This is a genomic window from Sphingosinicella microcystinivorans (assembly GCF_027941835.1).
Lineage (GTDB): Bacteria > Pseudomonadota > Alphaproteobacteria > Sphingomonadales > Sphingomonadaceae > Sphingosinicella.
In genome coordinates, this window is sequence record NZ_CP116005.1 from 972,305 (window position 1) to 993,878 (window position 21,574).

At 68.3% G+C, this 21,574-nt stretch carries 23 protein-coding genes, 1 tRNA gene and 1 pseudogene; 6 read left to right on the forward strand and 19 right to left on the reverse strand.

Annotated features, from left to right (window positions below; translation table 11 throughout):
- Positions 1–105: 105 nt before the first annotated feature.
- Positions 106–426, reverse strand: a pseudogene (locus PE061_RS04635) (ATP-binding protein); the annotation flags it as partial.
- On the opposite strand from PE061_RS04635, the gene PE061_RS04640 reads away from it, so the two are divergent.
- Complete coding sequence (locus tag PE061_RS04640; RefSeq protein WP_271257994.1) at positions 425–1,303, forward strand: hypothetical protein; 879 nt, start codon at positions 425–427, stop codon at positions 1,301–1,303. The pseudogene PE061_RS04635 and the gene PE061_RS04640 sit on opposite strands and share 2 nt — an antisense overlap.
- Before the next feature lie 216 nt (positions 1,304–1,519).
- On the opposite strand, the gene PE061_RS04645 is transcribed toward PE061_RS04640, so the two are convergent.
- The 5 genes from PE061_RS04645 to PE061_RS04665 form a co-directional block, all read right to left on the reverse strand.
- Positions 1,520–1,606: transfer RNA gene (locus tag PE061_RS04645), tRNA-Leu, on the reverse strand.
- A 159-nt stretch (positions 1,607–1,765) separates the two neighbouring features.
- Positions 1,766–2,302, reverse strand: a complete 537-nt coding sequence (locus PE061_RS04650; protein ID WP_271257995.1) for a CarD family transcriptional regulator — start codon at positions 2,300–2,302, stop codon at positions 1,766–1,768.
- A 270-nt stretch (positions 2,303–2,572) separates the two neighbouring features.
- Positions 2,573–2,902 carry a ferredoxin FdxA gene (gene fdxA, locus PE061_RS04655; protein ID WP_271257996.1) on the reverse strand — a complete coding sequence of 110 codons (330 nt, stop codon included), beginning with the start codon at positions 2,900–2,902 and terminating at the stop codon, positions 2,573–2,575.
- Between the two features lie 51 nt (positions 2,903–2,953).
- Positions 2,954–3,265 carry an RNA-binding S4 domain-containing protein gene (locus PE061_RS04660; RefSeq protein ID WP_271257997.1) on the reverse strand — a complete coding sequence of 104 codons (312 nt, stop codon included), beginning with the start codon at positions 3,263–3,265 and terminating at the stop codon, positions 2,954–2,956.
- Positions 3,262–5,781 (reverse strand): helicase-related protein, encoded by a 2,520-nt coding sequence (locus tag PE061_RS04665; protein WP_271257998.1) that lies wholly within the window; start codon positions 5,779–5,781, stop codon positions 3,262–3,264. The genes PE061_RS04660 and PE061_RS04665 overlap by 4 nt, the downstream gene beginning before the upstream one ends.
- A gap of 362 nt (positions 5,782–6,143) precedes the next feature.
- On the opposite strand from PE061_RS04665, the gene PE061_RS04670 reads away from it, so the two are divergent.
- Positions 6,144–7,610 carry a M23 family metallopeptidase gene (locus tag PE061_RS04670; RefSeq protein ID WP_271257999.1) on the forward strand — a complete coding sequence of 489 codons (1,467 nt, stop codon included), beginning with the start codon at positions 6,144–6,146 and terminating at the stop codon, positions 7,608–7,610.
- Between the two features lie 174 nt (positions 7,611–7,784).
- Positions 7,785–8,048, forward strand: a complete 264-nt coding sequence (locus tag PE061_RS04675) for a GIY-YIG nuclease family protein (RefSeq protein ID WP_271258000.1) — start codon at positions 7,785–7,787, stop codon at positions 8,046–8,048.
- A gap of 53 nt (positions 8,049–8,101) precedes the next feature.
- On the opposite strand, the gene PE061_RS04680 is transcribed toward PE061_RS04675, so the two are convergent.
- The 3 genes from PE061_RS04680 to thrC are packed head-to-tail and all read right to left on the reverse strand — an operon-like array spanning position 8,102 to position 11,582.
- Positions 8,102–8,962, reverse strand: a complete 861-nt coding sequence (locus PE061_RS04680; RefSeq protein WP_271258001.1) for a class I SAM-dependent methyltransferase — start codon at positions 8,960–8,962, stop codon at positions 8,102–8,104.
- On the reverse strand, positions 8,962–10,188 hold the full coding sequence (locus PE061_RS04685) for a M16 family metallopeptidase (RefSeq protein ID WP_271258002.1): 1,227 nt from the start codon (positions 10,186–10,188) through the stop codon (positions 8,962–8,964). The genes PE061_RS04680 and PE061_RS04685 overlap by 1 nt, the downstream gene beginning before the upstream one ends.
- Positions 10,185–11,582 carry a threonine synthase gene (gene thrC / locus PE061_RS04690; RefSeq protein WP_271258003.1) on the reverse strand — a complete coding sequence of 466 codons (1,398 nt, stop codon included), beginning with the start codon at positions 11,580–11,582 and terminating at the stop codon, positions 10,185–10,187. The genes PE061_RS04685 and thrC overlap by 4 nt, the downstream gene beginning before the upstream one ends.
- A 154-nt stretch (positions 11,583–11,736) precedes the next feature.
- On the opposite strand from thrC, the gene PE061_RS04695 reads away from it, so the two are divergent.
- On the forward strand, positions 11,737–12,144 hold the full coding sequence (locus tag PE061_RS04695; protein WP_271258004.1) for a hypothetical protein: 408 nt from the start codon (positions 11,737–11,739) through the stop codon (positions 12,142–12,144).
- A gap of 58 nt (positions 12,145–12,202) precedes the next feature.
- Positions 12,203–13,219, forward strand: coding sequence for a DUF421 domain-containing protein (locus PE061_RS04700; protein WP_271258005.1), 1,017 nt, complete (start codon positions 12,203–12,205; stop codon positions 13,217–13,219).
- Here the strand turns inward: PE061_RS04700 and PE061_RS04705 are convergent.
- The 10 genes from PE061_RS04705 to PE061_RS04750 form a co-directional block, all read right to left on the reverse strand.
- Complete coding sequence (locus PE061_RS04705) at positions 13,216–13,893, reverse strand: fumarylacetoacetate hydrolase family protein (protein WP_271258006.1); 678 nt, start codon at positions 13,891–13,893, stop codon at positions 13,216–13,218. The two genes, PE061_RS04700 and PE061_RS04705, sit on opposite strands and share 4 nt — an antisense overlap.
- The gene (locus PE061_RS04710; protein ID WP_271258007.1) at positions 13,890–14,486 is read right to left on the reverse strand and encodes an SURF1 family protein; all 597 of its coding nucleotides are present in this window, start codon (positions 14,484–14,486) and stop codon (positions 13,890–13,892) included. Before PE061_RS04710 ends, PE061_RS04705 begins: the two co-directional genes overlap by 4 nt.
- Complete coding sequence (locus PE061_RS04715; protein ID WP_271258008.1) at positions 14,486–14,878, reverse strand: DUF983 domain-containing protein; 393 nt, start codon at positions 14,876–14,878, stop codon at positions 14,486–14,488. The genes PE061_RS04710 and PE061_RS04715 overlap by 1 nt, the downstream gene beginning before the upstream one ends.
- A complete protein-coding gene (locus PE061_RS04720) occupies positions 14,878–15,705 on the reverse strand; it encodes a cytochrome c oxidase subunit 3 (RefSeq protein ID WP_271258009.1) in 828 nt (275 codons plus the stop codon). Before PE061_RS04720 ends, PE061_RS04715 begins: the two co-directional genes overlap by 1 nt.
- A gap of 3 nt (positions 15,706–15,708) precedes the next feature.
- A complete protein-coding gene (locus tag PE061_RS04725; RefSeq protein WP_271258010.1) occupies positions 15,709–16,299 on the reverse strand; it encodes a cytochrome c oxidase assembly protein in 591 nt (196 codons plus the stop codon).
- Complete coding sequence (locus PE061_RS04730) at positions 16,296–16,418, reverse strand: hypothetical protein (RefSeq protein ID WP_271258011.1); 123 nt, start codon at positions 16,416–16,418, stop codon at positions 16,296–16,298. The genes PE061_RS04725 and PE061_RS04730 overlap by 4 nt, the downstream gene beginning before the upstream one ends.
- Positions 16,415–17,332 (reverse strand): heme o synthase, encoded by a 918-nt coding sequence (locus tag PE061_RS04735; protein WP_271258012.1) that lies wholly within the window; start codon positions 17,330–17,332, stop codon positions 16,415–16,417. Before PE061_RS04735 ends, PE061_RS04730 begins: the two co-directional genes overlap by 4 nt.
- A 7-nt stretch (positions 17,333–17,339) precedes the next feature.
- On the reverse strand, positions 17,340–19,001 hold the full coding sequence (ctaD, locus tag PE061_RS04740; protein WP_271258013.1) for a cytochrome c oxidase subunit I: 1,662 nt from the start codon (positions 18,999–19,001) through the stop codon (positions 17,340–17,342).
- A gap of 27 nt (positions 19,002–19,028) precedes the next feature.
- Entirely contained in the window at positions 19,029–20,048 is a 1,020-nt protein-coding gene (gene coxB, locus PE061_RS04745) for a cytochrome c oxidase subunit II (protein WP_271258014.1), read from the reverse strand.
- A gap of 142 nt (positions 20,049–20,190) precedes the next feature.
- Positions 20,191–21,009: a crotonase/enoyl-CoA hydratase family protein gene (locus tag PE061_RS04750; RefSeq protein ID WP_271258015.1), complete on the reverse strand. Its 819-nt coding sequence runs from the start codon at positions 21,007–21,009 to the stop codon at positions 20,191–20,193.
- Between the two features lie 33 nt (positions 21,010–21,042).
- On the opposite strand from PE061_RS04750, the gene PE061_RS04755 reads away from it, so the two are divergent.
- On the forward strand, positions 21,043–21,501 hold the full coding sequence (locus PE061_RS04755; protein WP_271258016.1) for a (2Fe-2S)-binding protein: 459 nt from the start codon (positions 21,043–21,045) through the stop codon (positions 21,499–21,501).
- Positions 21,502–21,574 lie beyond the last annotated feature (73 nt).

The following is a 21,574-nucleotide window of genomic DNA, read 5'->3' on the forward strand; positions in this document are numbered from 1 at the left end:
GTTTGTTGAAGATGGCCTTGCGCTGCGTGCGGCGGAGGGCGGGCGTAGCCCAACCGGAGGCGCGCGCAGCGCAAGATAGATTTTTGAAGGCGCCGAAGGTGGCTGTCAGCTGCGGTTTTTGAAGCGCCAGCTGTCGTTGCCCGTCTCGACGATATCGCAGTGGTGGGTGACGCGGTCGAGCAGCGCCGTGGTCATCTTGGGATCGCCGAACACGGTCGGCCATTCGCCGAAGGCGAGGTTCGTGGTGATGATGACGCTGGTCCGCTCATAAAGCTTGCTGATGAGGTGGAACAGCAACTGCCCTCCCGAGCGGGCGAACGGCAGATAACCGAGCTCGTCGAGCACGATCAGGTCGAGCCGCGACAGCTGCGCCGCCAGGGTCCCGCCTTTGCCGATCCGGGTCTCCTCTTCGAGGCGTGTCACCATGCACAAGGGCAATACGTATCCGGGTGAGCATGAGCCGATCGTCGACGAGGACCTCTGGAACGATGTGCAGGGCAAGCTCGCCGGGAATGCAGCAGCAAGAAAGACCAAGGTCAACATGCGGCACAGCGCTCTGCTCGCCGGGTTGCTGTTCGATGCAGAAGATCGGCTGATGGTGTTCAGCCACACCGCCAAGGGTCAGGTGCGGTATCGGTATTATGCATCGCGGCGTGAGCCGGATGACAAACGTCCTGCGACGCGCGTCACGGCAGAGACTATTGAACAGGTCGTGCTGGATCAGGTTGGCAAGTGGTTGCGCGTTCCATCGAACCATCAGTCCAGCATGCACGCAGACGAACTCTCAGATGCACTCTCCGATGATGGCCGCAGGCACGACGTCCTGCGCCGCACCGTTGGCAGCATCACCATGGAGGATGACCGGCTTGCCCTTCGATTGCGGCAACCCATGCCAGAGCGCTGCACAGATCCCGATGAACATCGTGACGATATCATCTCGGAGATCATAGTTCCGTTCAGGCCAGAGCGATGGGTTCGGGACAGGCGTGATGTTTACGGCGCAGCACCAGCAGCGAGCCCGGACAGAAATACCCACGCGCTTCTGAAGCTGGTGCTCAAAGCATTTGATGCGCAGGCACTGGTTCTCGAAAATCCCGCGCTGTCGATTGCCGCCATTGCAGCATCGCGAAAGATGGACCGGCGCCAGCTTGGGCGGCTGGTCAAACTCTCGTGGTTATCGCCGTCGATCATCGAGCGCATACACGCCGGTGATATCCCGCGCGGCCTTACCCGTTCACGGCTGCTCGAAGCCGACCTTCCGCTCGACTGGGACGAGCAGGAGCGCGTGCTCGGCTTTTGCTGAGCACATCTTCCCACGCATCACCGCAGCATCACGAAAATGGCATTGCGCGAATTTAATGCGCCGCAGAGACACGCGGCGAAAATCGCACGAAATATGCAGGAGAGACGCGTCTCTGCAGGTGGGCCGCAACACGCGGTCCCGCAAACGCCGCAGAACTGCGGCCCTCTCGGGCCGCTGGCCCAGAGAACACAAAATCCAAAGTTTTCCAGAAATGTATGGTGCGGTCGAGAAGACTCGAACTTCCACGGCCTTTCGGCCACAGCGACCTCAACGCTGCGCGTCTACCAGTTCCGCCACGACCGCACGTGAAAAGCAGGGCGTATTTGCGCTCTGCCGACTGGCAAGGCGGGCGCTCTAGCAGGGAAAACCGGTGGCCGCAACAGGGGAAGCGCAAAGTCCGCAACGAAAAAGGGCGACCCCTTCGGATCGCCCTTTCATCGGCTTTTCGCGAGGTGCGCGCCGTCAGGCGGCGGCGGCTTCCGGCTGCGCCTTTCCGGCGAGCTTCTTCATCAGCACTTCCTCGATCTTGGTCTGCGCCGCGGCTTCGTCGACGCCTTCCATGGCGGCGAGTTCGCGCGCCAGGCGGCCGATCGCCGCCTCGTAGATCTGGCGCTCGGAGTAGCTCTGCTCGGGCTGGTCCTCGGCGCGGTGCAGGTCGCGGACCACCTCGGCGATCGAAACGAGGTCGCCCGAGTTGATCTTCGCTTCGTACTCCTGAGCGCGGCGCGACCACATGGTGCGCTTCACCTTGGGCTTGCCCTTCAGCGTCGTCATCGCGTCGGCGAGCGTCGCCTGGCTCGAGAGCTTGCGCATGCCCACGGCCTCGGCCTTGTTCATGGGAACGCGCAGCGTCATGCGCTCCTTTTCGAAGCGCAGCACGTAGAGCTCCAGCTTCGCGCCCGCGATCTCGGTCGCCTGGAGTTCGACAATCCGGCCGACGCCATGCTTCGGATAAACGACATGGTCGCCAATGCTGAAGCCAGGTGCCTTTGCTGCCATAGATTTGGTCCTTCGTCAGATGTTCAAAGAGCGCGAGCGTTCCGCCCCGAACCGGGCCGGGCGCGCGGAAAATCCAGATTGTCCTGCCTCGACCCTGCGTTCGGGCGGACGGCCGGCAGGTACGGCCGCGCGCGGTTGATTATACAAAGCAAGAGCGCCGTTCAGGGAGCTGAAAAGCCCGCAAAACTGCGCTCAACACGGCCTATATAACAGAAAAATGACGCCGGCGCTACGCCGAATCTGCGTCAATCTGGCGCAGAGCGGGCGGAATCAGCCCGGATTGGCCGAAAAATACTTCTCGAACTTGCCCGCTTCGCCCTTGTGCGCGTCCGCATCGTCGGGCGCGTCCTTCTTCGCCGTGATGTTCGGCCACTGCGCCGAATAGGTGGCGTTCAGCTCCAGCCACTGGTCGAGCCCGTCTTCCGTATCCGGCAGGATCGCCTCGGCCGGGCATTCCGGCTCGCACACGCCGCAGTCGATGCACTCGTTGGGGTTGATGACGAGCATGTTCTCGCCTTCGTAGAAGCAATCGACCGGGCAGACCTCCACGCAGTCCATGTACTTGCACTTGATGCAGGCCTCGGTCACCACATAGGTCATTGCGAATTACTTTCAAAAACAGAAGTCTGGCAGCGTGTTTCCTCCCGTCTGCTACACAGCCACGGTGGCCGGCGTCAATCCATCAGCGGGCGTGAGGTCCGTGTAGAGTTGTCGCGCCTCCGCATAGGGGCCGCGCCGTTCGGCGAGCGCTTCCACGCGCACGATATGGACCTCTCCGCAACGTGTGTAGCTGAGCACCGCGCCCGGCCGCACGCGCACGGAGGCGCGGTCGACGACGCGGCCGTCCATGCGCAGGCGACGGCTTTCGCAGAGGTCCTGCGCTTCGCTGCGGGACTTGGTGCAGCGTGCGTACCAGAGCCATTTGTCGAGACGAAGCGCGGGTCCGAATACCAAGGGCATCATCCTTTCTTCATGGTGGCGAGAACGGCGAAGGGCGAATGGTTCGGCGCGGGGGCGCGGCGCGCGGCGCGCTTCGCCGGCATGCCCCGCCAGGCGAAGGTGATGCGCCCGTCCTGCTGCACGCTGCGGTAGCCGAGCGCGCGCATCAACTGGCCGAAGCTCTTCTGCGAAAGGCCGAGGCTTTGCATCCACATCGCATCGGGCACGAACGGCGTCGCGCCGCGCCGCTGCCTGTGCATCGCCTTCACCAGCCGCTCGACCATGTCGACGCGGACGGCGTCGGTGACGATCGGCCAGAACCCCGCCACCTCGTAGAAGGCGCGCGGCGTGTTCTCGTCGATGGGCACGGAGACGCGCCCCGGCGCGGGCGGCGGCGGCGCGGCCTCGAGGCCTTGGGCGACGGCCCAGAGCGCAAGCCGCCAGCGCGTCGGCTCGGGCCGCAGCAGGTCGGGGATATAGACGTGCGTCGCGCCGATGCGGACGCCGCTCCGGTAGAGCAGCGCGTTGTCGGCCTCGCCGAGGTCGGAGAGCAGCGGCAGCGTGGGCGCGCGGGCGAGGCAGCCGAGGCCCTGCGTCAGCTGCACGACGAGGCCGCGCAGGGCGGGCGAGGCGTCTGCGCCGACACGCGCCTTCAGCTTCAGCAGCGACCCGAGGTGGCGCTCGACGAGGCGCTGGAACCACGCCTCCAGCCGGGCGCGCACGGCGTCGCGCGAGGCGGGATCGAGATCGGCGAGGCTGCGGTCGAGCCGCACCCGCGGGCTGAGCGGATCGGGCCCGCGCGACAGGTAGCCGACCCGCGCATCATTCCAGAGGATGCGCGGCGGCAGCGACCCGTCGAACTGGAGCGCGAGCGCCGCGTCCTCGCAGCCCGCGAGCTGCCGCGCGCGGCGCACCATCTCGCCCGCGAGGCGGCGCTCCGCGGCCGCGATCAGCCGGCGCTTCTCGCCCGCCCGCGCGGCGGGATCGGTCTCGAAGCGGAAGCCGGTCAAACGCCCGATCGCCTCGCCGCCCACCACGACTGCGCCGTCGTCGTCGATTTCCGTGGGCAGCAGGTGCCCGCGCGCCGAAAGCTCGCGCATCAGCACCGAGGTGCGGCGGTCGACGAAGCGCTGCGTGAGCCGCTGGTGGAGCGCGTCCGAAAGCCGGTCCTCGATCTCGCGCGAGCGCTGCGCCCAGTGCCCCGGATCGACGAGCCAGTCCGGCCGGTGCGCCGCGAACGTCCACGTGCGCGCCGCGGCGATGCGGTGGGCCAACGCCTCGATGTCGCCCTGCACGTCGTCGAGCCGCGCCAGCTCGCCCGCCACCCAGTCGGTCGGGATCCGCCCCGTGCCCTCGGTCAGGTGGCGGTAGACGCGCGCGATGAACCGCGCGTGCGTGTCCGGCCCCGTCTTGCGGTAGTCGGGCAGCCCGCACACCGCCCACAGGCGCTGCAGCCGCGCCGGCGTGTTCGCGCGCTCGATGATCCAGTCCTCGCGCGCGAGGCGCTTCAGCACCTGGAAATCGACCTCGTCGTCGGAGCGCGTGAGCCGCGCGTGCTCGGGCCGCACGCCGAGCGAGGCGACGAGCCGGCCGAGCGAGCCGAAATCGAGCCGCGCGTTGCGCCACACCAGCCGGTCAAGCGCCGGGAACGTGTGCGCCTCGATCGCCTCGATCTCGCCCGCCTCGAAGGTGGGGCCGTCGTCGTCGCTCATGGCGAGCGGCCCGAAGCTGCCGTCGGTCTGGTGGCGCCCGGCGCGGCCTGCGATCTGCGCCATCTCGGCGGGGCGCAGCCGCCGCACGCGCTTGCCGTCGAACTTCGAGAGCGCGGCGAAGGCGACATGCGAAATGTCCATGTTGAGGCCCATGCCGATGGCGTCGGTCGCCACCAGGTAATCGACCTCGCCCGACTGGTAGAGCTCCACCTGCGCGTTGCGCGTGCGCGGAGAAAGCCCGCCCATCACCACCGCCGCGCCGCCCTTCTGGCGGCGGATCATCTCGGCGAGGCCGTAGACGTCCTCGGCGCTGAACGCGACGACCGCGCTGCGTTTGGGCAGGCGCGAGAGCTTCTTCGGCCCCGCGTAGCTCAGCGTCGAATAGCGCGGGCGCCCGACGATCTCCGCATCGGGCAGCAGCGCGCGCACGATCGGCCGGATCGTGTCCGACCCCAGGATCATCGTCTCGTCGCGGCCGCGCACGTGGAGCAGCCGGTCCGTGAACACGTGCCCGCGCTCCGGGTCCGCGCCGAGCTGCGCCTCGTCGATCGCGACAAAGCCGACGTCCCTGCCCACCGGCATCGATTCCGCCGTGCACAGGAAATAGCGCGCGCCCTCGGGCACGATCTTTTCCTCGCCGGTGACGAGCGCGACCTGCGCGGCGCCCTTCATCTGCACCACGCGGTCGTAGACCTCGCGCGCCAGCAGGCGCAGCGGAAAGCCGATCATGCCGCTGGAATGGGCGCACATGCGCGTGACGGCGAGGTGGGTCTTGCCCGTGTTGGTGGGCCCGAGAACGGCAGTGACGGAGCGGTCAGTGCCGCTCATCGGCACGCGTCCTGACCGGGATGTCCGGGCGAGGGTTTCGGTTCGGTGCACTCACGAAACAGCACATCTCCTCAACACACAACATATGGTGTCACCGATCCCGTCGGCACGCAAGCGGCGAAACGACGAAGCGAATCGTTTCGGACGCGCTCAACGGTTCACCGCTCGAATCCTGTCGCTTCATCGCAGCCACGGCGCTTAACCTCCCGTGTTAAATTGACATTAAGTACCCTGAACGACACTTTGCCGGTCGCGGGGAAATGGTCGTTTATCGGCCAATTCCAAATTGATGGGTCGCACGCAGATTGGATGTCCGCTCCGGCGGCGCGGTCTCGCGTTTTGGAAATTGGGGCGGGGGCTTCGTGTTTCAACCCACCACGCGCGCCTTTGAAGGCGCAACGTTCTCGATCCCGGCGCCGACCGCGCAGGTTCCGTTCGCGTCCGTGAAACCGGCCCGGCGCGTGCCCGATATCGTCGTCGATCTCGGTGCCGACATCGGCTCGAAGCGCTGGTGGCGCGGCATGGGCACGCTCGGCGCGATGCTCGGCGTCGCCGTCACCGTCGCGCTGAACCCGGCGCCGCTCGTGAAGCCCGCCCAGCCCGAACTCGCGCCCGCGCAGCTCGCCGCGCTCGACACCGTTTCCATCGCCCCGCTCGCCCTCAAACCGCAGGGTCTCGCCTTCCATCAGCCGACCGCCCGCGTCAGCGCGCTCGCCGAGCCGCCGGAGCGCCCGCGCATCGAGGTCGCCGCGCGCCTGCGCGAGGTCGACAGCTTCAACGGCGCGCTGCGCCGCGCCGGCGTCTCCGCCGCGGACGTCGCCAACGTGTCGCTGCTCGTCGCCGCGCACACCGACGTGAAGACGCTGAAGCCCGGCGCGACGATCGACCTCGTGCTCGGCCGCCGCACCGACAAGTCGCAGCCCCGTCCGCTCGAATCGCTGGCGTTCCGCGCCGCGTTCGACCTGCGCCTCGAAGTGAACCGCAGCGCGGCGGGCGACCTCGTCGTGACGCGCGACGAGATCGCGGTCGACAACAGCCCGCTCGTCGTCGCCGGCGACGTCGGCGGCAGCCTCTACCAGTCCGCGCGCGCCTTCGGCCTGCCGAGCCGCGTCGTCGCGAGCTACATCAAGGCGCTGAGCCCCAAGGTGAACTTCCAGCGCGACGTCAGCTCGAGCGACAGCTTCCAGATGGTCGTCGAGCACCGCCGCGCCGAAACCGGCGAGACCGAGACCGGAAACCTCATCTACGCGAAGCTCGGCGGCAAGCGCGACGTCGAGCTCATGCGCTGGAACCACAACGGCCGCACCAAGTTCTTCCTCGCCGACGGCTCCTCGGCGGTCGAGGGCATGATCAAGTCGCCCGTGGCGGGCGCCCGCTTCAGCTCCGGCTTCGGCTCGCGCTTCCACCCGATCCTGAAGCGCGCGCGGATGCACGCGGGCGTCGACTTCGCGGCGCGCAGCGGCACGCCGGTGATGTCCACCGCGCCGGGCACCGTGATCTTCGCGGGCCGCAACGGCGGCTACGGCAACCAGGTGCAGGTGCGCCACGCCAACGGTATCGTCACCACCTACAGCCACCTCTCGCGCATCGCCTCCCGCAGCGGCCAGCGCGTCGGCGCGGGCGAGGTGATCGGGAATGTCGGCTCCACCGGGCTCTCGACGGGCCCGCACCTCCACTACGAGGTCCACATCGCCGGAAAGGCCGTGAACCCGCGCTCGGCGAAGCTGCCCATCCAGGAGCAACTGGAAGGCCAGGAACTCGCCCGCTTCAAGGCCGAACTGCAACGGATGCGGCAGATGAAGCCGATCGCGGTGAGCCACGACGCCTGAGGACCGAGGGTTTTCGGACGGCTTGGCCTTTTCGGCACCCTCCTTGTTCCATTGAAACGTGGTCATGGGCCCCGGCCTGCGCCGGGGTGACGGGAGGGTATACATGCGTTCTTAACCGTCACCCCGGCGAAGGCCGGGGCCCATACACCGGTGAAGACACGAGGATGGGTGTACATGATGGCGAGCCGCAAGGGCGGCACGCTCTACATCGGCGTCACCAACGATCTCGCGCGAAGGGTGCACGAACACCGTGAAGGCCTCGTACCCGGCTTCACGAAGCGGTACGGCGTCAAGGTACTCGTCTGGTACGAGGCGCACGACGACTTCCGCGAGGCCATCGCCCGCGAGAAAGCGCTCAAGGAATGGAACCGCGCGTGGAAGCTGCGGCTCATCAACGATGTGAACCCGGAGTGGAGTGACCTCTACCCGTCCTTGTAGGCGGACAGGGCCTTATGGGCCCCGGCCTATGTCGGGTGACGAAGGGGGTCGTATCAGCGCGACCAGCGCGCGAAGATCGCCGTCGGCAGCAGCAGCCCCCGCGCTTCCTCGCGGATCGTCATTTCGCCCGCCTCCACGCTGCCGCCGAGCGGGCGTGTGACCTCCTCGGCGAGGTTCGCGATGGCGATGGCGGAGAGGCGCACGGCGTAGGCGGTGAGCACGAGGAACTTCGAGCGGTCGTCGAGCAGCGCCGCGCACGCCGCCATCAGCGCGGCGAGCTTTTCGTCGAGCTCCCACACCTCGCCCTTGGGCCCGCGGCCGTACTTCGGCGGGTCGAGGATGATGCCCGCGTAGCGGCGGCCGCGGCGCACCTCGCGTTCCACGAACTTCAGCGCATCGTCGACGATCCAGCGGATGGGCGCATCGCCGAGGCCGGAAAGCTTCTGGTTCTCCACCGCCGCGCCGATCGCCTTCTTAGACGCATCGACATGCGTGACGCGCGCGCCCTTCTCCGCCATCACGAGGCTGGCGACGCCGGTGTAGCCGAACAGGTTCAGCACCTCGTCGCCCGGCGCGGCGCGAGCCTCGATCCAGTCCCACTGCGGCGCCATGTCCGGGAAGAAGGCGAGGTGGCGGAACGGCGTGTTCGAGGCCCAGAACTTCACGCTCCCGCGCGCGAGCGGCCAGCTCGCCGGGACCTTCGGCGACAGCGTCCAGCGGCCGCCGCCGTCCGCATCCGAGCCGCCGACGAACTCGCCGTCCGCGCGCCAGTCGGATGTGGCGGGCGTCCACATCGCCTGCGGCTCCGGGCGGATGAAGCGGAAGCGCCCGTAGCGTTCGAGCTTGCGGCCGCCTCCGCTGTCGACGAGGCCGAAGTCGGCCCACGGCTCGGTGACGAGCGTCGCGAGCGCCATCAGGCGGCGAGCGCCTTCTCGGCCGCCCCCACGGACGCGCGCGCGGACGGTCCGGCGAGCATCCGCGCGCCCGCCGCGCGGGCCTCGTCGAGCGTCACCGCGTCGATCTCCGCCACGACCTCGGCAGGCTCGACGAGGCGGCCGTAGAGGGCGAGCTGGCGGGCGACATAGCTCGCCTGCCCTTCGGTGCTTTCGAGGCTCATGAGCAGCCCCGCCTTCACCAGCGCGCGGGCGCGCTCCAGCTCGGCGGGCTGGAGATCGCGCACGGCGCGCGCCAGCTCCTCGCGGACGAGCGCCATCGCCGCCGCCGCCTCGCGCCGCTCGGTGGCGAGATAGATGTAGAACAGGCCCGCATCGTCGAACGCCTGCACCGCCGCGTAGATGCTGTAGGCAAGCCCCCGCTCCTCGCGCACCGACTGGAACAGCCGAGAGGACATGCCGCCGCCGATGGCCTCCGCGAACAGCCGCGCGGCGAAATAATCGGCCGCGAGCGCGCGCGGCGCGGCGAAGCCGAGCGCGAGGTGCGCCTGCTCGAACCGGCGCGGGTCCGCCGAAAGGCCGCCGACGAACTGCGCGGGCTCGGGAAGCGCGGCCTCGGCATGGCGAAGATCGCCGAAGCGCACGGCGGCGAGATCGACGAGCATGTCGTGATCGACCTTCCCGGCCGCGACGAGGATCAGCCCGTCCGGCCGATAGCGCTGCTGCCAGCGGGTGAGGTCGGCGCGGTCGAGACCGCCGACGCTCGCCTCGTCGCCGAGGATCGAGCGGCCGAGCGGCTGGCCCGGGAAGGCGACGGACTGGAGATTGTCGAAGATGATGTCGCCCGGCGTGTCGCGCGCCTCGCCGAGTTCCTGCAGCACGACGCGCTTCTCGCGCTCCAGCTCCTCGCCGTCGAAATGCGGCAGGCGCACGAGGTCCGCGATGATGCCGGTGCCGAGCGCGAGGTCGTCCGCGAGCAGCCGCGCGGAGAACACGGTCGTCTCGCGGCTCGTCGCGGCATTGAGTTCGCCGCCGACGTCCTCGATCGCCTCGGCGATGGCGCGCGCCGAGCGGCCGCCCGCGCCCTTGAACACCATGTGCTCGAACAGATGCGCGAGGCCGTTCTCCCGCGCGCGCTCGTGGCGCGAGCCGATGTCCGCGAACAGGCCCACCGACACCGTCTCGACGCCCGTCATCTCCCGCGTCGCCACGCGAAGCCCGTTCGCGAGCGTCGAGAGGCGCATCATCTGGGCGTTGCCCTCGCGGTGACGAAATCGCGGACGGCGGCGTAGTCGCCGGGGAGCGCGGTGAAGCTTTCCTCCCGGTCGAACAGGCCGGAGACGCGCGCGGGCAGCACCGGGCGCACGCCGGTCGCGCGCTCCACCGCGTCGCGGAACTTCGCCGGGTGCGCGGTCGCCAGCGTCACCACGGGAACCGCGGGGTCGAGGTCCGCCGCGCGCGCGGCGGCAAGGCCGATCGCGGTGTGCGGGTCGATGACGTTGCCGGCCTTTTCGGACGCCCAGCGCAGGGTGAGCGCCATCTCGTCCTCGTCCACCCGGTGGCTGGCGAAACGCTCCGCCGCACGCGCGCGCATGTCGGCGGGAATCTCCAGCACCTTCGATGCGTCGAACGCCTGCATCATCGCCGTGAGCTTCGCGCCGTCGCGGTCCGCGAGGTCGAACAGCAGGCGCTCGAAGTTGCTCGACACCTGTATGTCCATCGAGGGCGCCGCCGTCGGCGTCACCGTCCCGGCGGAATAGTCTCCGGCGGAAAGCGCCCGGTGCAGGATGTCGTTGATGTTGGTCGCCACGATCAGCCGCGCCACCGGCAGCCCCATGCGCGCTGCGACATAACCCGCGAACACGTCGCCGAAATTGCCCGTGGGCACCGAGAAGGCGACCGCGCGGTGCGGCGCGCCGAGGCGGACGGCGGCGTAGAAATAATAGACGACCTGCGCCATCAGGCGCGCCCAGTTGATCGAGTTGACCGCGCTCACCTCGAAGCGGCTCGTCACGTCGGTGTCGCCGAACATGCGCTTCACCATCGCCTGCGCGTCGTCGAACGTGCCGGAAATCGCGATGTTGTGGATGTTGGGCGCCATCACCGTCGTCATCTGGCGGCGCTGCACGTCGCTGACGCGGCCCTCGGGGTGCAGCATGAACACGTCGACATGCTCGCGGCCCGCGAGCGCCTGGATCGCCGCGGAACCGGTGTCGCCGGACGTGGCGCCGACGATGGTGAGATGCCGCCCCGCGTCTTTCAGGAAATGCTCGAACAGCAGGCCGAGCAGTTGCAGCGCCACGTCCTTGAAGGCCAGCGTCGGGCCGTGGAACAGCTCGAGCAGGAAGTGGCGTTCGTCGAGCTGCACGAGCGGCGTCACCGCCGCGTGGCTGAAGCCCGCATAGGCCTCGTCGATCAGGCGTTTGAGGTCGGCATCGGCGATCGAATCGCCCGTGAAGCGGCGGCAGATCGCGAAGGCCGTGTCGGCGTAGCTGAGGCCGGACAGCGCGGCGATCTCGTCCTTCGAAAAGACCGGCCATTCCTCCGGCACGTAGAGGCCGCCGTCCGACGCGAGACCGGCGAGCGTGACGCCCCGAAAATCGAGTGCGGGTGCCCCCCCGCGCGTGCTGATGTACCGCATGACCGCGCGGGCTTATCGGGAAGCGGCGGGCATCGCAACATATAGCGCACAAACCGGCGCTATTCCCGATCGGCATGGCCCGGGAAACGGAAAATATGGGCGGGCGCGGGCTCACGGCTTTCAAATGGGCCGAGCGGAGGGGAGGAGAGCGGATTTGGAGCGCGGCAAACCCCGGATGTGCATCGTCAACCCGGCGCTGGTGGAAGACATCGCACCCCTTGCCGGGTCGCAGAGCAAGATCATGCGCCGCGCCGGCATCAGCTGGAACAGCTGGATCAAGGTGTCGGCGGGCCTGCCGATCCGCGTTTCGGTCGGCCGCCGCCTCAAGGAGCGCATCCTCCAGCGCGCGCACGAGAGCGACGGCCTGCGCCGCAAGTTCCCGGCGGAGACGGCGGACGGCCTCGACCGCGCCGCGCTCGACGCGGCCTTCCTGCGCCCCGCCGCGCCCGCGATTGCGGCGGACCTTATCCACCTGCCGCCGATCCGCTCGATCCGGCGTGCGCGGCAACTGCGCGCCCGGCGCTATCCCGCCGCGCGCGGGGACGCCGCCGCGTTTTCCTGAGGCCGGCCCGCAGGGGAACCTTCCGTCCGCTCCGGGATTGTGCCCCCGGAAGGGAAACATGGGCGAGCGCTATCCGGACGGTATCGAGGAACAGCACGTCGGCATCCATCGCTGGCATCGCAGCGCCAGTCCGCTGTCCTTCCTCGTCCTTGCCGCCGTCATCCTGATCGCGGTTTCGGGCGCGCTCGGCGGCTTTCCGAACCCGTCGCGGAGCGCGGACGCGCCGAAGGCCCGCCTGACGCTGGAAGCCCCCGAGATCGCCCGCAGCGGCATGGTCTTCGAAATGCGCCTGCGCGTCGACGCCGCGGACGCCATCGCCCGCCCCGTCGTCGCCGTGTCCCCCGGCTACTGGCACGAGCTGACGATCAACACGATGATCCCGGCCGCGTCCGCCGAAGCCTACGGGAACGGCGGCTACCGCTTCGAGTACGCGCCGCTGGCGGCGGGGAGCACGCTTCTCGTCAAGGTGGACGGGCAGATCAACCCGGCACTCGTCGGCGGCACGGCGGGCCGCATCACGCTGTTCGACGGCGAGACGCCGCTCGTCTCGCTCCCCGCCCGCATCGCTCCCCGCCCGCATGGCGGTGCGCCCCTGATGGACATCGTGCTGCGCGCCTCGGCGGTCTTCGTCATCCTCTACCTGCTGCTGCGCCTGCTCGGGAAGCGCGAGCTCGGCCAGCTGACGCCGTTCGAGCTGCTGGTGATGATCGTGATGGGCGATCTCATCCAGCAAGGCGTCACACACAACGACTTCAGCCTCACCGGCGCGCTGCTCGCCGTCGCCACCTTCGGCTTCCTCGCGCTGCTGCTCAGCTGGATCACCTATTTGTTTCCCGCGATGGAGCGCCTGCTCGACGGCAAGCCGCGCGTCGTCGTCCGCGGCGGCACGATCATCGCCGACAACCTGCGGCGCGACCGCGTGACCCGTGCCGAGCTCGAATCCGAAATGCGCCTCGCAGGCATCGCCTCGCTGAGGGACGTGGCGTGGGCGATCATCGAGCCGCAGGGCAAGATCAGCTTCATCAAGGCCGAAGGCGGCGCTGCGGAGCAGCAGGACCGCGGCGATCCCGTCTAGGCCAAGAAACGGACCTCGACGGGCGCGGTGCCCGCGATTTCGGCAAGCACCGTCTCGCCCGGCAGGATCGGACCGACGCCCGCGGGCGTGCCCGTGAACACGAGATCGCCGGGGGCGAGCGCCACGTAGGCGGAGAGCTTCGAAATCACCTCGGCGACGTTCCAGATCATCTGCGACAGGTCGCCGTCCTGCCGGAGCGCGCCGTCCACGCGGAGCGTGATCGCGCCGGACGCGGGCGGCGCGCCCGGCGTCAGCGCGCCGACCGGCGCGGAACGGTCGAAGCCCTTCGCCATGTCCCACGGGCGGCCCTTCTGCTTCGCCTCCGCCTGAAGGTCGCGGCGGGTGAGGTCGATGCCGACGGCATGGCCGAAGATCAGGCCCTCCGCATCCGCGACCGGCACGGCGGTGCCGCCCGCGCCGAGCGCGACGACCAGCTCGACCTCGTGGTGCAGGTTGCTGGTCAGGCTCGGAAACGGCAGCACCGCGCCGCTCTCGACGACCGCATCGGCGGGCTTCGAAAAGAAGAACGGCTGCTCGCGGTCCGGGTTCGATCCCATCTCGCGCGCATGGTCGGCATAGTTCTGGCCGACGCAGAAGATGCGCCGCACCGGGAAGCGCTCCGTGCGGCCCGCGATCGCGATCGTCGGCACCTCGACCTTCGGCACGTCCATCATTTCCCCCGTCTCAGGCGCAGAACGTAGACCGCATAGATGATGCCGAGCGTGGCCGCAAAGGCGAACCACTGCACGGCATAGGCCATGTGGTTGTTGGAGATGGTCTCGGGCGAGGGCGGCGCGAGACGCAGCAGCGGCGCCGGGGCGGTTTCGAGAACCAGCACGTAGCGCGGGCCCTTGCCGCTGCTCAGGACGAGCGTTCCCGTCATCTCCGTGGGCCGCGCCGGCGGCCAGTAGGGGTTCATCAGCGTCCAGCCGTCGGGCCGGTCCGACCAGCCCGTCTCCACCCACAGGTCGCCGCCCGCCGCGCGGCAGAGCAGCACGGTGGAAAACCCCGCGCGGCCGTCGACGCTCTTGCCGCTGCGCCCGTTCGGAAGCTGATCCGGGCAAGCGACGTCGAGACGGATGCGGCGGAATTCCATGTCATCGGTCAGCCGCTCCGGGCGATCGAGCGCGGGCATGTCGGCGCGCGCTTCCAGCCGCGCGAGCAGATCGGTTTTCCAGTTCGCGCGGTGCAGCTGCCAGACGCCGAGGCCGATCATCACCGGCACCATCGCGGCGACCATCAGCGTCGGCAGGAGCGGCAGGCGCATCAGTGGTCGGTCTTGTCGCTGAGCCGCCCCTCCGCCGCCTCGTTCCGGAATTCGAGCGCGAGCAGGATCGCCTTCCCCACCCGCAAGCCCCAGACGGTGAGTACGACGAGGATCGGCGGCCAGAGCAGCGCGTGGACCCACCACGGCGGATGCACGCCGAACTCCAGCCACATGGCGAGACCGACGACGAGGAAACCGAGCAGGAAGATCAGGAACGCCGCCGGACCGTCGCCGACGTTGAAGCCCGCGATGTCGAGCCCGCACGCCGGACAGCGATCCGTGAATTCAAGGAGGTTGCGGTAGAGCTTGCCCTTGCCGCAGCGCGGACAGTGCCCTTTGAGCGCGGCCCGGAGCGGGTCGACAGCGCCGACGCCGTCCGGGCCGGACGTCATCAATGCCCCGCGACGACCGCCGCGCCGAAGTCGCTGCCCCACACGTAGATCGCCACGAACAGGAACAGCCAGACGACGTCGACGAAGTGCCAGTACCACGCCGCCGCCTCGAAGCCGAAGTGCTGCTTCGGCGTGAAGTCGCCCTTGTAGGTGCGGATCAGGCAGATGGCCAGGAAGATGGTGCCGACGATGACGTGGAAGCCGTGGAAGCCGGTCGCCATGTAGAAGGTCGAGCCGTAGATGTTGCCCGCCATGCCGAAGGCGGCGTGGCTGTATTCATACGCCTGCACGCACGAGAAGATGAAGCCGAGGATGATGGTGAGCCACAGGCCCTTCTTCAGCCCCTCGCGGTCGCCGTGGATCAGCGCGTGGTGCGCCCACGTGACCGTGGTGCCCGAAAGCAGCAGGATCAGCGTGTTGAGCAGCGGATAGACGAACGGATCGAGCACCTCGATCCCCTGCGGCGGCCAGACGCCGCCGACCGCCTCGCCCGTGTCCGGGTAGAGCGCCGCGTCGAAATAGGCCCAGAACCACGCGACGAAGAACATCACTTCCGACGCGATGAACAGGATCATGCCGTAGCGGTGGTGGAGCTGCACGACCGGCGTGTGGTCGCCCGTGTTCGCCTCGTGCACGACGTCCGACCACCACGAATACATGGTGAACAGCACGCCCGCGAAGCCGAGGAAGAAGACCCACATGCCCCACGCCTGCTCGTGCATCCAGCCGACGCCGCCAGCCGTCATGGTGAGCGCGGCCGTCGCGCCGATGAGCGGCCACGGGCTCGGCGACAGGATGTGGAAATCGTGGTTCTTGGCACCGGCCATGTCTTACCCCTGTGTTCCCTCGGCCGCCTTCGCGGTCGTATTGGCTGCTGTCTTATTCGTCTCTTCCTCGCGTGGGAAGAAGGTATAGCTGAGCGTGATCTCGTCGATGCGGCGGGCGCTCGCGTCTTCCAGAATCGCCGGGTCGATATAGTAGCTGACCGGCATGTCCACCGTCTCGCCGGGCTGCAATGTCTGCTCGTCGAAGCAGAAGCAGTGGATCTTCATGAAATAGCCGCCTGCCGTGTCGGGCGAGACGTTGTAGGTCGCCATGCCGGTGATCGGCTTGTCGGTGAGATTCGTCGCCTGGTAGAAGGCCAGCTTGCGCTCGCCGATGCGGATCGTCGCCTGCGTCTCGACGGGCTTGAAGGTCCACGCGAGGCCGGGCGCGACGTTCGCGTCGAAGCGCACCTTGATGAGCCTGTCGACGGCGTTCGGCGCGGCGGTCTCGTCCACGCGCATGGTGGTGCCGCCGAAGCCGGTGACCTGACAGAACAGGCGGTAGAGCGGCACGCTCGCGTAGGCGAGGCCGAGCATCGCGACTGCGACGCCCGCGGCGATGAAGCCGGTGCGGCGGATACCCTTCCCGTCGCTCATCCCATCCTCGCGATAGTGATGGCGTAGAACAGCACGGCAAGGCCGACGAGAACCGCGCCGAGCACGAGGTTGCGGCTGCGCCGCCTCTTCTGGAAGTCGTCGTCGTCCGCCACGATCATGCCGAAAGCCAGCGGTCGGCGACGAGCGCGCCGAACAGGATGAAGAGGTAGAGGACCGAGAAGGCGAACAGGCGGCGTTCCGGGCGCATGGCAGCCGGATCGGTCGCATCGTTGCGGTACACCGCCACGGCGAGCGCCATGAACACCGCGCCGAGCGCGGCGGCCGTCAGGCCGTAGAGCGCGCCGGTGAGGCGCATCGCCCACGGCAGCACGCTGACGCCGACGAGGAGCGGCGTGTAGGCGAGGATCTGGACGCGCGTCGCGCGCTCGCCGTGCGTCACGGGCAGCATCGGCACGCCCGCGTTCGCATAGTCGCCGCGCACGAACAGCGCGAGGCTCCAGAAATGCGGCGGCGTCCACAGGAAGATGAGCGCGAACAGCAGGATCGGCAGCGCCGTCACGTCGCCCGTCACCGCCGCCCAGCCGATCACCGGCGGGAACGCGCCCGCGGCGCCGCCGATGACGATGTTCTGCGGCGTGCGGCGTTTCAGCCAGACCGTGTAGACGAACACGTAGAACAGGATCGAGGCGGTGAGGAGAGCCGCGGCCGCGACGTTCACGGCGAGCGCCATCACGGCGACCGCGCCGACCGCGAGGCTCACCGCGAAGCCGAACGCCGAGGCCGGGTCGATGCGCCCCGCCGGGATCGGCCGGTTCGCCGTGCGCTTCATGCGCGCGTCGAGATCGGCCTCGTACCACATGTTGAGCGCGCCCGAGGCGCCCGCCGCGACCGCGATGCAGAGCACCGCCGTGAAGCCGATCACCGGGTGGATGTGGCCGGGCGCCGCCAGCAGGCCGCAAAGCCCCGTGAAGACGACGAGCGTCATCACGCGCGGCTTCAGCAGCGCGAAATAGTCGCGCCAGTCAGCGAAATCGCTGACCGGCGTGACGGAGACGGCGGGTACGCTGGCCACGAACGTCCTACTTGATTTCCGGCAGGGTCTCGAACTGGTGGAACGGCGGCGGCGAGGACAGCGTCCACTCGAGCGTCGTCGCACCCTCGCCCCACGGATTGTCGGCGGCCTTCTTGCCGCTCAGCAGCGAGACGATGATGTTCACGAAGAAGAACACCAGGCCGACCGCCATGATCACGTAGCCGAGCGAGGCGATGTGGTTCCAGTAGGCGAACGCATCCGGGTAGTCCGGGTAGCGGCGCGGCATGCCGTCCTGGCCGAGGAAGTGCATCGGGAAGAACAGCACGTTCACGCCGATGAAGAACACCCAGAAGTGCAGCTTGCCGAGCAGCTCGTTGTACATCCGGCCCGACATCTTCGGGAACCAGTAGTAGAAGCCCGCGAACAGCGCGAACACGGCGCCCAGCGACAGCACGTAGTGGAAGTGCGCCACCACGTAGTAGGTGTCGTGCATGATCGTGTCGACGCCGGCGTTCGAGAGAACGACGCCGGTGACGCCGCCCAATGTGAACATGATGATGAAGCCGATCGCCCACAGCATCGGCGTCTCGAAGCTGATCGAGCCGCCCCACATGGTGGCGATCCACGAGAAGATCTTGATGCCGGTGGGCACCGCGATGATCATCGTCGCCGCCGTGAAATAGAGCTTCACGTTCACGTCGAGGCCGACCGTGTACATGTGGTGCGCCCACACGATGAAGCCGATGAAGCCGATCGCCACCATCGCGTAGGCCATGCCGAGGTAGCCGAAGGCGGGCTTGCGGCTGAACGTCGCCACGACCTGGCTGACGATGCCGAAGCCGGGCAGGATCATGATGTACACCTCGGGGTGTCCGAAGAACCAGAACAGGTGCTGGTAGAGGATCGGATCGCCGCCGCCGGCCGGATCGAAGAAGGTGGTGCCGAAGTTGCGGTCGGTGAGCAGCATGGTGATCGCGCCCGCCAGCACCGGCAGCGAGAGCAGCAGCAGCCACGCCGTCACCAGCACCGACCAGCAGAACAGCGGCATCTTGTGCAGGGTCATGCCCGGCGCGCGCATGTTGAAGATGGTGGTGATGAAGTTGATCGCGCCGAGGATCGACGAGGCGCCCGCGAGGTGCAGCGAGAAGATCGCGAGATCGACCGCCGGCCCCGGATGGCCGCTCGTCGACAGCGTCGGATAGACCGTCCAGCCCGTGCCCGCGCCCGGGAAGCCCGCCGGCCCCTCGACGAACATCGAGGCGAGCAGCAGCAGGAAGGCGGGCACCAGCAGCCAGAACGAGATGTTGTTCATGCGCGGGAACGCCATGTCCGGCGCGCCGATCATGATCGGCACGAACCAGTTGCCGAAGCCGCCGATCATCGCCGGCATCACCATGAAGAACACCATGATGAGGCCGTGCGCGGTGATGAACGCGTTCCACATGTGATAGGCGGCATCGACGTTGCCGCCCACCCACGCCGGCAGGTACTGCATGCCCGGCTCGGCGAGTTCGAGGCGCATCACGCCCGAGATCGCGCCGCCGATGATGCCCGCGACGATCGCGAAGATCAGGTACAGCGTGCCGATGTCCTTGTGGTTGGTCGACAGGAACCAGCGGGCGAAGAAGCCCGGCACGTGATGATCGTCGTGATGCGCGTGCGCGTCGTCGCCGTGGGCGTCGAAATGGGCGGCGGTGGTCTCGGCCATGAGTGTCGTTCCTACCCGAACTTGATCTTAAAGCGTTGTGGCGGCGGCGGGCGCCGCTTCCGGTGCAGCGGCGGCATCAGCTGCGGGCGCCGCGGCGGCGACCTCGATGCCGGCATCGGCCTGCCGGGCCGCGACCCACGCGTCGAACTTGTCTTTCGAGACGACCTCGACGGCGATCGGCATGAAGCCGTGCTTGGTGCCGCAAAGCTCCGAGCACTGGCCGTAGTAGAGGCCTTCGCGGTCGGTCTTGAACCAGGTTTCGTTGATGCGGCCCGGAACGGCGTCCATCTTCACCCAGAAGGCGGGGACCGCCCAGCTGTGGATGACGTCCGACGCCGTCACCAGCACCTTCACGACGGCGCCAGCCGGAACGACGATGCGATTGTCGACCGCGAGCAGCTTGGGTTCGCCGGCCTTCTCGGCCTCCTCGTTCGACAGGATCACCGAATCGAAGCCGAAGCCGCCCTGATCGGGGTATTCGTAGCTCCAGTACCACTGGTGGCCGGTCGCCTTGATCGTGAGATCGGCCTTCGGCGGGTCGTACTGCGCGGCGAGCAGCTTGAACGAGGGGATGGCGATGCCGACGAGCACGAGCACCGGCATCAGCGTCCACACCACCTCGACGAGCACGTTGTGCGTCGTCTTCGAAGGCACCGGGTTGGCGCCGCGGCGATAGCGGATGATCGACCAGATCAGCAGCGCGAAAACGAAAACGGTGATGACGCCCATGATGAGCAGCAGCGCGGTGTTGAAGTCCGAGCCGCGCTGGCCGAGTTCGGTCACCTGCGGCTGGATCTGCCAGCCGCCCAGCGGCTGACCCACGGCGGGATCGGGCGCCGTGCCCATGTTGGCGAGGTTGACCGCGGGCGCAGCCGCCGCGTCGGCCGCAGGCGCCGCATCAGCCGGGACCGCCGCAGCCTGCCCGGCCGTGACGGCGGCCGGCGCTGCCGCATCCGTTGCCGCGTCCTGCGCCTGTGCCTGAACGGCGCCGAACGTGAGCGCCGCAGCGACCGCCAATGCCCTGAAACGGGTGTCAAATCCGCGCATCAAACCCCCACTTGCTCCAATACGGACTGCCGGCGCGCGAACGCACCGACGGAATCAATTTTGCGCGCCTTATAGATGCGCCCCGATTCGCGAACAAGCGATAGCTTGCCGCACCCGTGCGCGCGACCGGTCGATGCGCCTTTCAAACCGCGTCCTCGAAACGCGGCGGGCGTTTCTGCAGGTGCGCGCCCATCGCCTCGCCGAGATCGGCGCCCGGCAGGAAGGCCGAATTCCAGGTCGCGACATAGTCGAGCCCCTCCGCGATGCCCTGGTCGCGGCCCCGGTTCAGCACCGCCTTGGTGCCCTGCACGGCGACGGGCGATTTCGACGCGATCTCGCGCGCCAGCGCCTCCCCCGCCGCGATCGCCTCGCCGTGGGCGGGCAGCACGCGGTTCAGGAAGCCGTGGCGCGCCGCCTCGTCGGCCGTGAAGCGCCGCCCCGTGTAGGCAAGCTCGCGCACCAGCCCCTGCGGCAGCAGGTGCGGAATGCGTTGCAGCGTGCCGACGTCCGCGACGATGCCGACGTTGATCTCCTGGATGCTGAAAAAGCAGTCGGCGGTGCCGATGCGGATGTCGCAGGCCGTGACGAGATCGACGCCGCCGCCGATGCAGCCGCCCTGCACCACCGCGATCACCGGCGCCTTGCACTGGTCGACGACGGTGAAGCTCTGCTGCATCGCCTTCACCTTGCGGCGCAGCGCCAGCCGCTGCCGGGCAACCTCGCCGCTGCGCGCCGCAAGCAGGTCCGCGCCCGCCCACGCGAGGTCGAGCCCCGCCGTGAAGTGCTTGCCCGTAGACACGATCAGCACCGCGCGCACCGCCGGGTCGGCCTCGATCGCCCCGAACACGGTGACGATCTCCGTCCAGAACGCCTCCGTCATGGTGTTGAGCGCCTGCCCCCGCGTCATCGTCACGCGGGCGATGCCGTCCGCCACGGCGAGCGACAGCGTTTGCAGTTCCATTCGGCCCTCTCCCCGTCTACATCTCGGCCTGTCATGACCCGCTTCACGATCAACGGCAATCCTGTCGCTTTTGACCTGCCGCCCGAGACGCCGCTGCTCTGGGCGCTGCGCGACGCCATGAACCTCACCGGCACCAAGTTCGGCTGCGGCGCGGGGCTGTGCGGCGCGTGCACCGTGCACATCGACGGGCAGGCGCAGCGCAGCTGCCAGGTGAACATCGGCGACATCGAGGGCACCTTCGTCACCACCATCGAGGGGCTGTCGAAGGACGGCGGCCACCCCGTGCAGGAGGCATGGATCGCCGAGCAGGTGCCGCAGTGCGGCTATTGCCAGCCCGGCATGATCATGGCGGCGGCGGCGTTCCTCAAAGACACGCCGAACCCGACCGAGGACGACATCAAGGCCGGGATCACCAACCTCTGCCGCTGCGGCACCTATCCCCGCATCAAGAAGGCGATCCTGCGCGCGGCGGCGGAGGCGAGGAAGGGATAGCGCAGGCGCGGCGGCCGCGCCCGCCCTGCCGCGATTTCCGGAACATTCCGGGATGATTTCGCCACAATTTGCG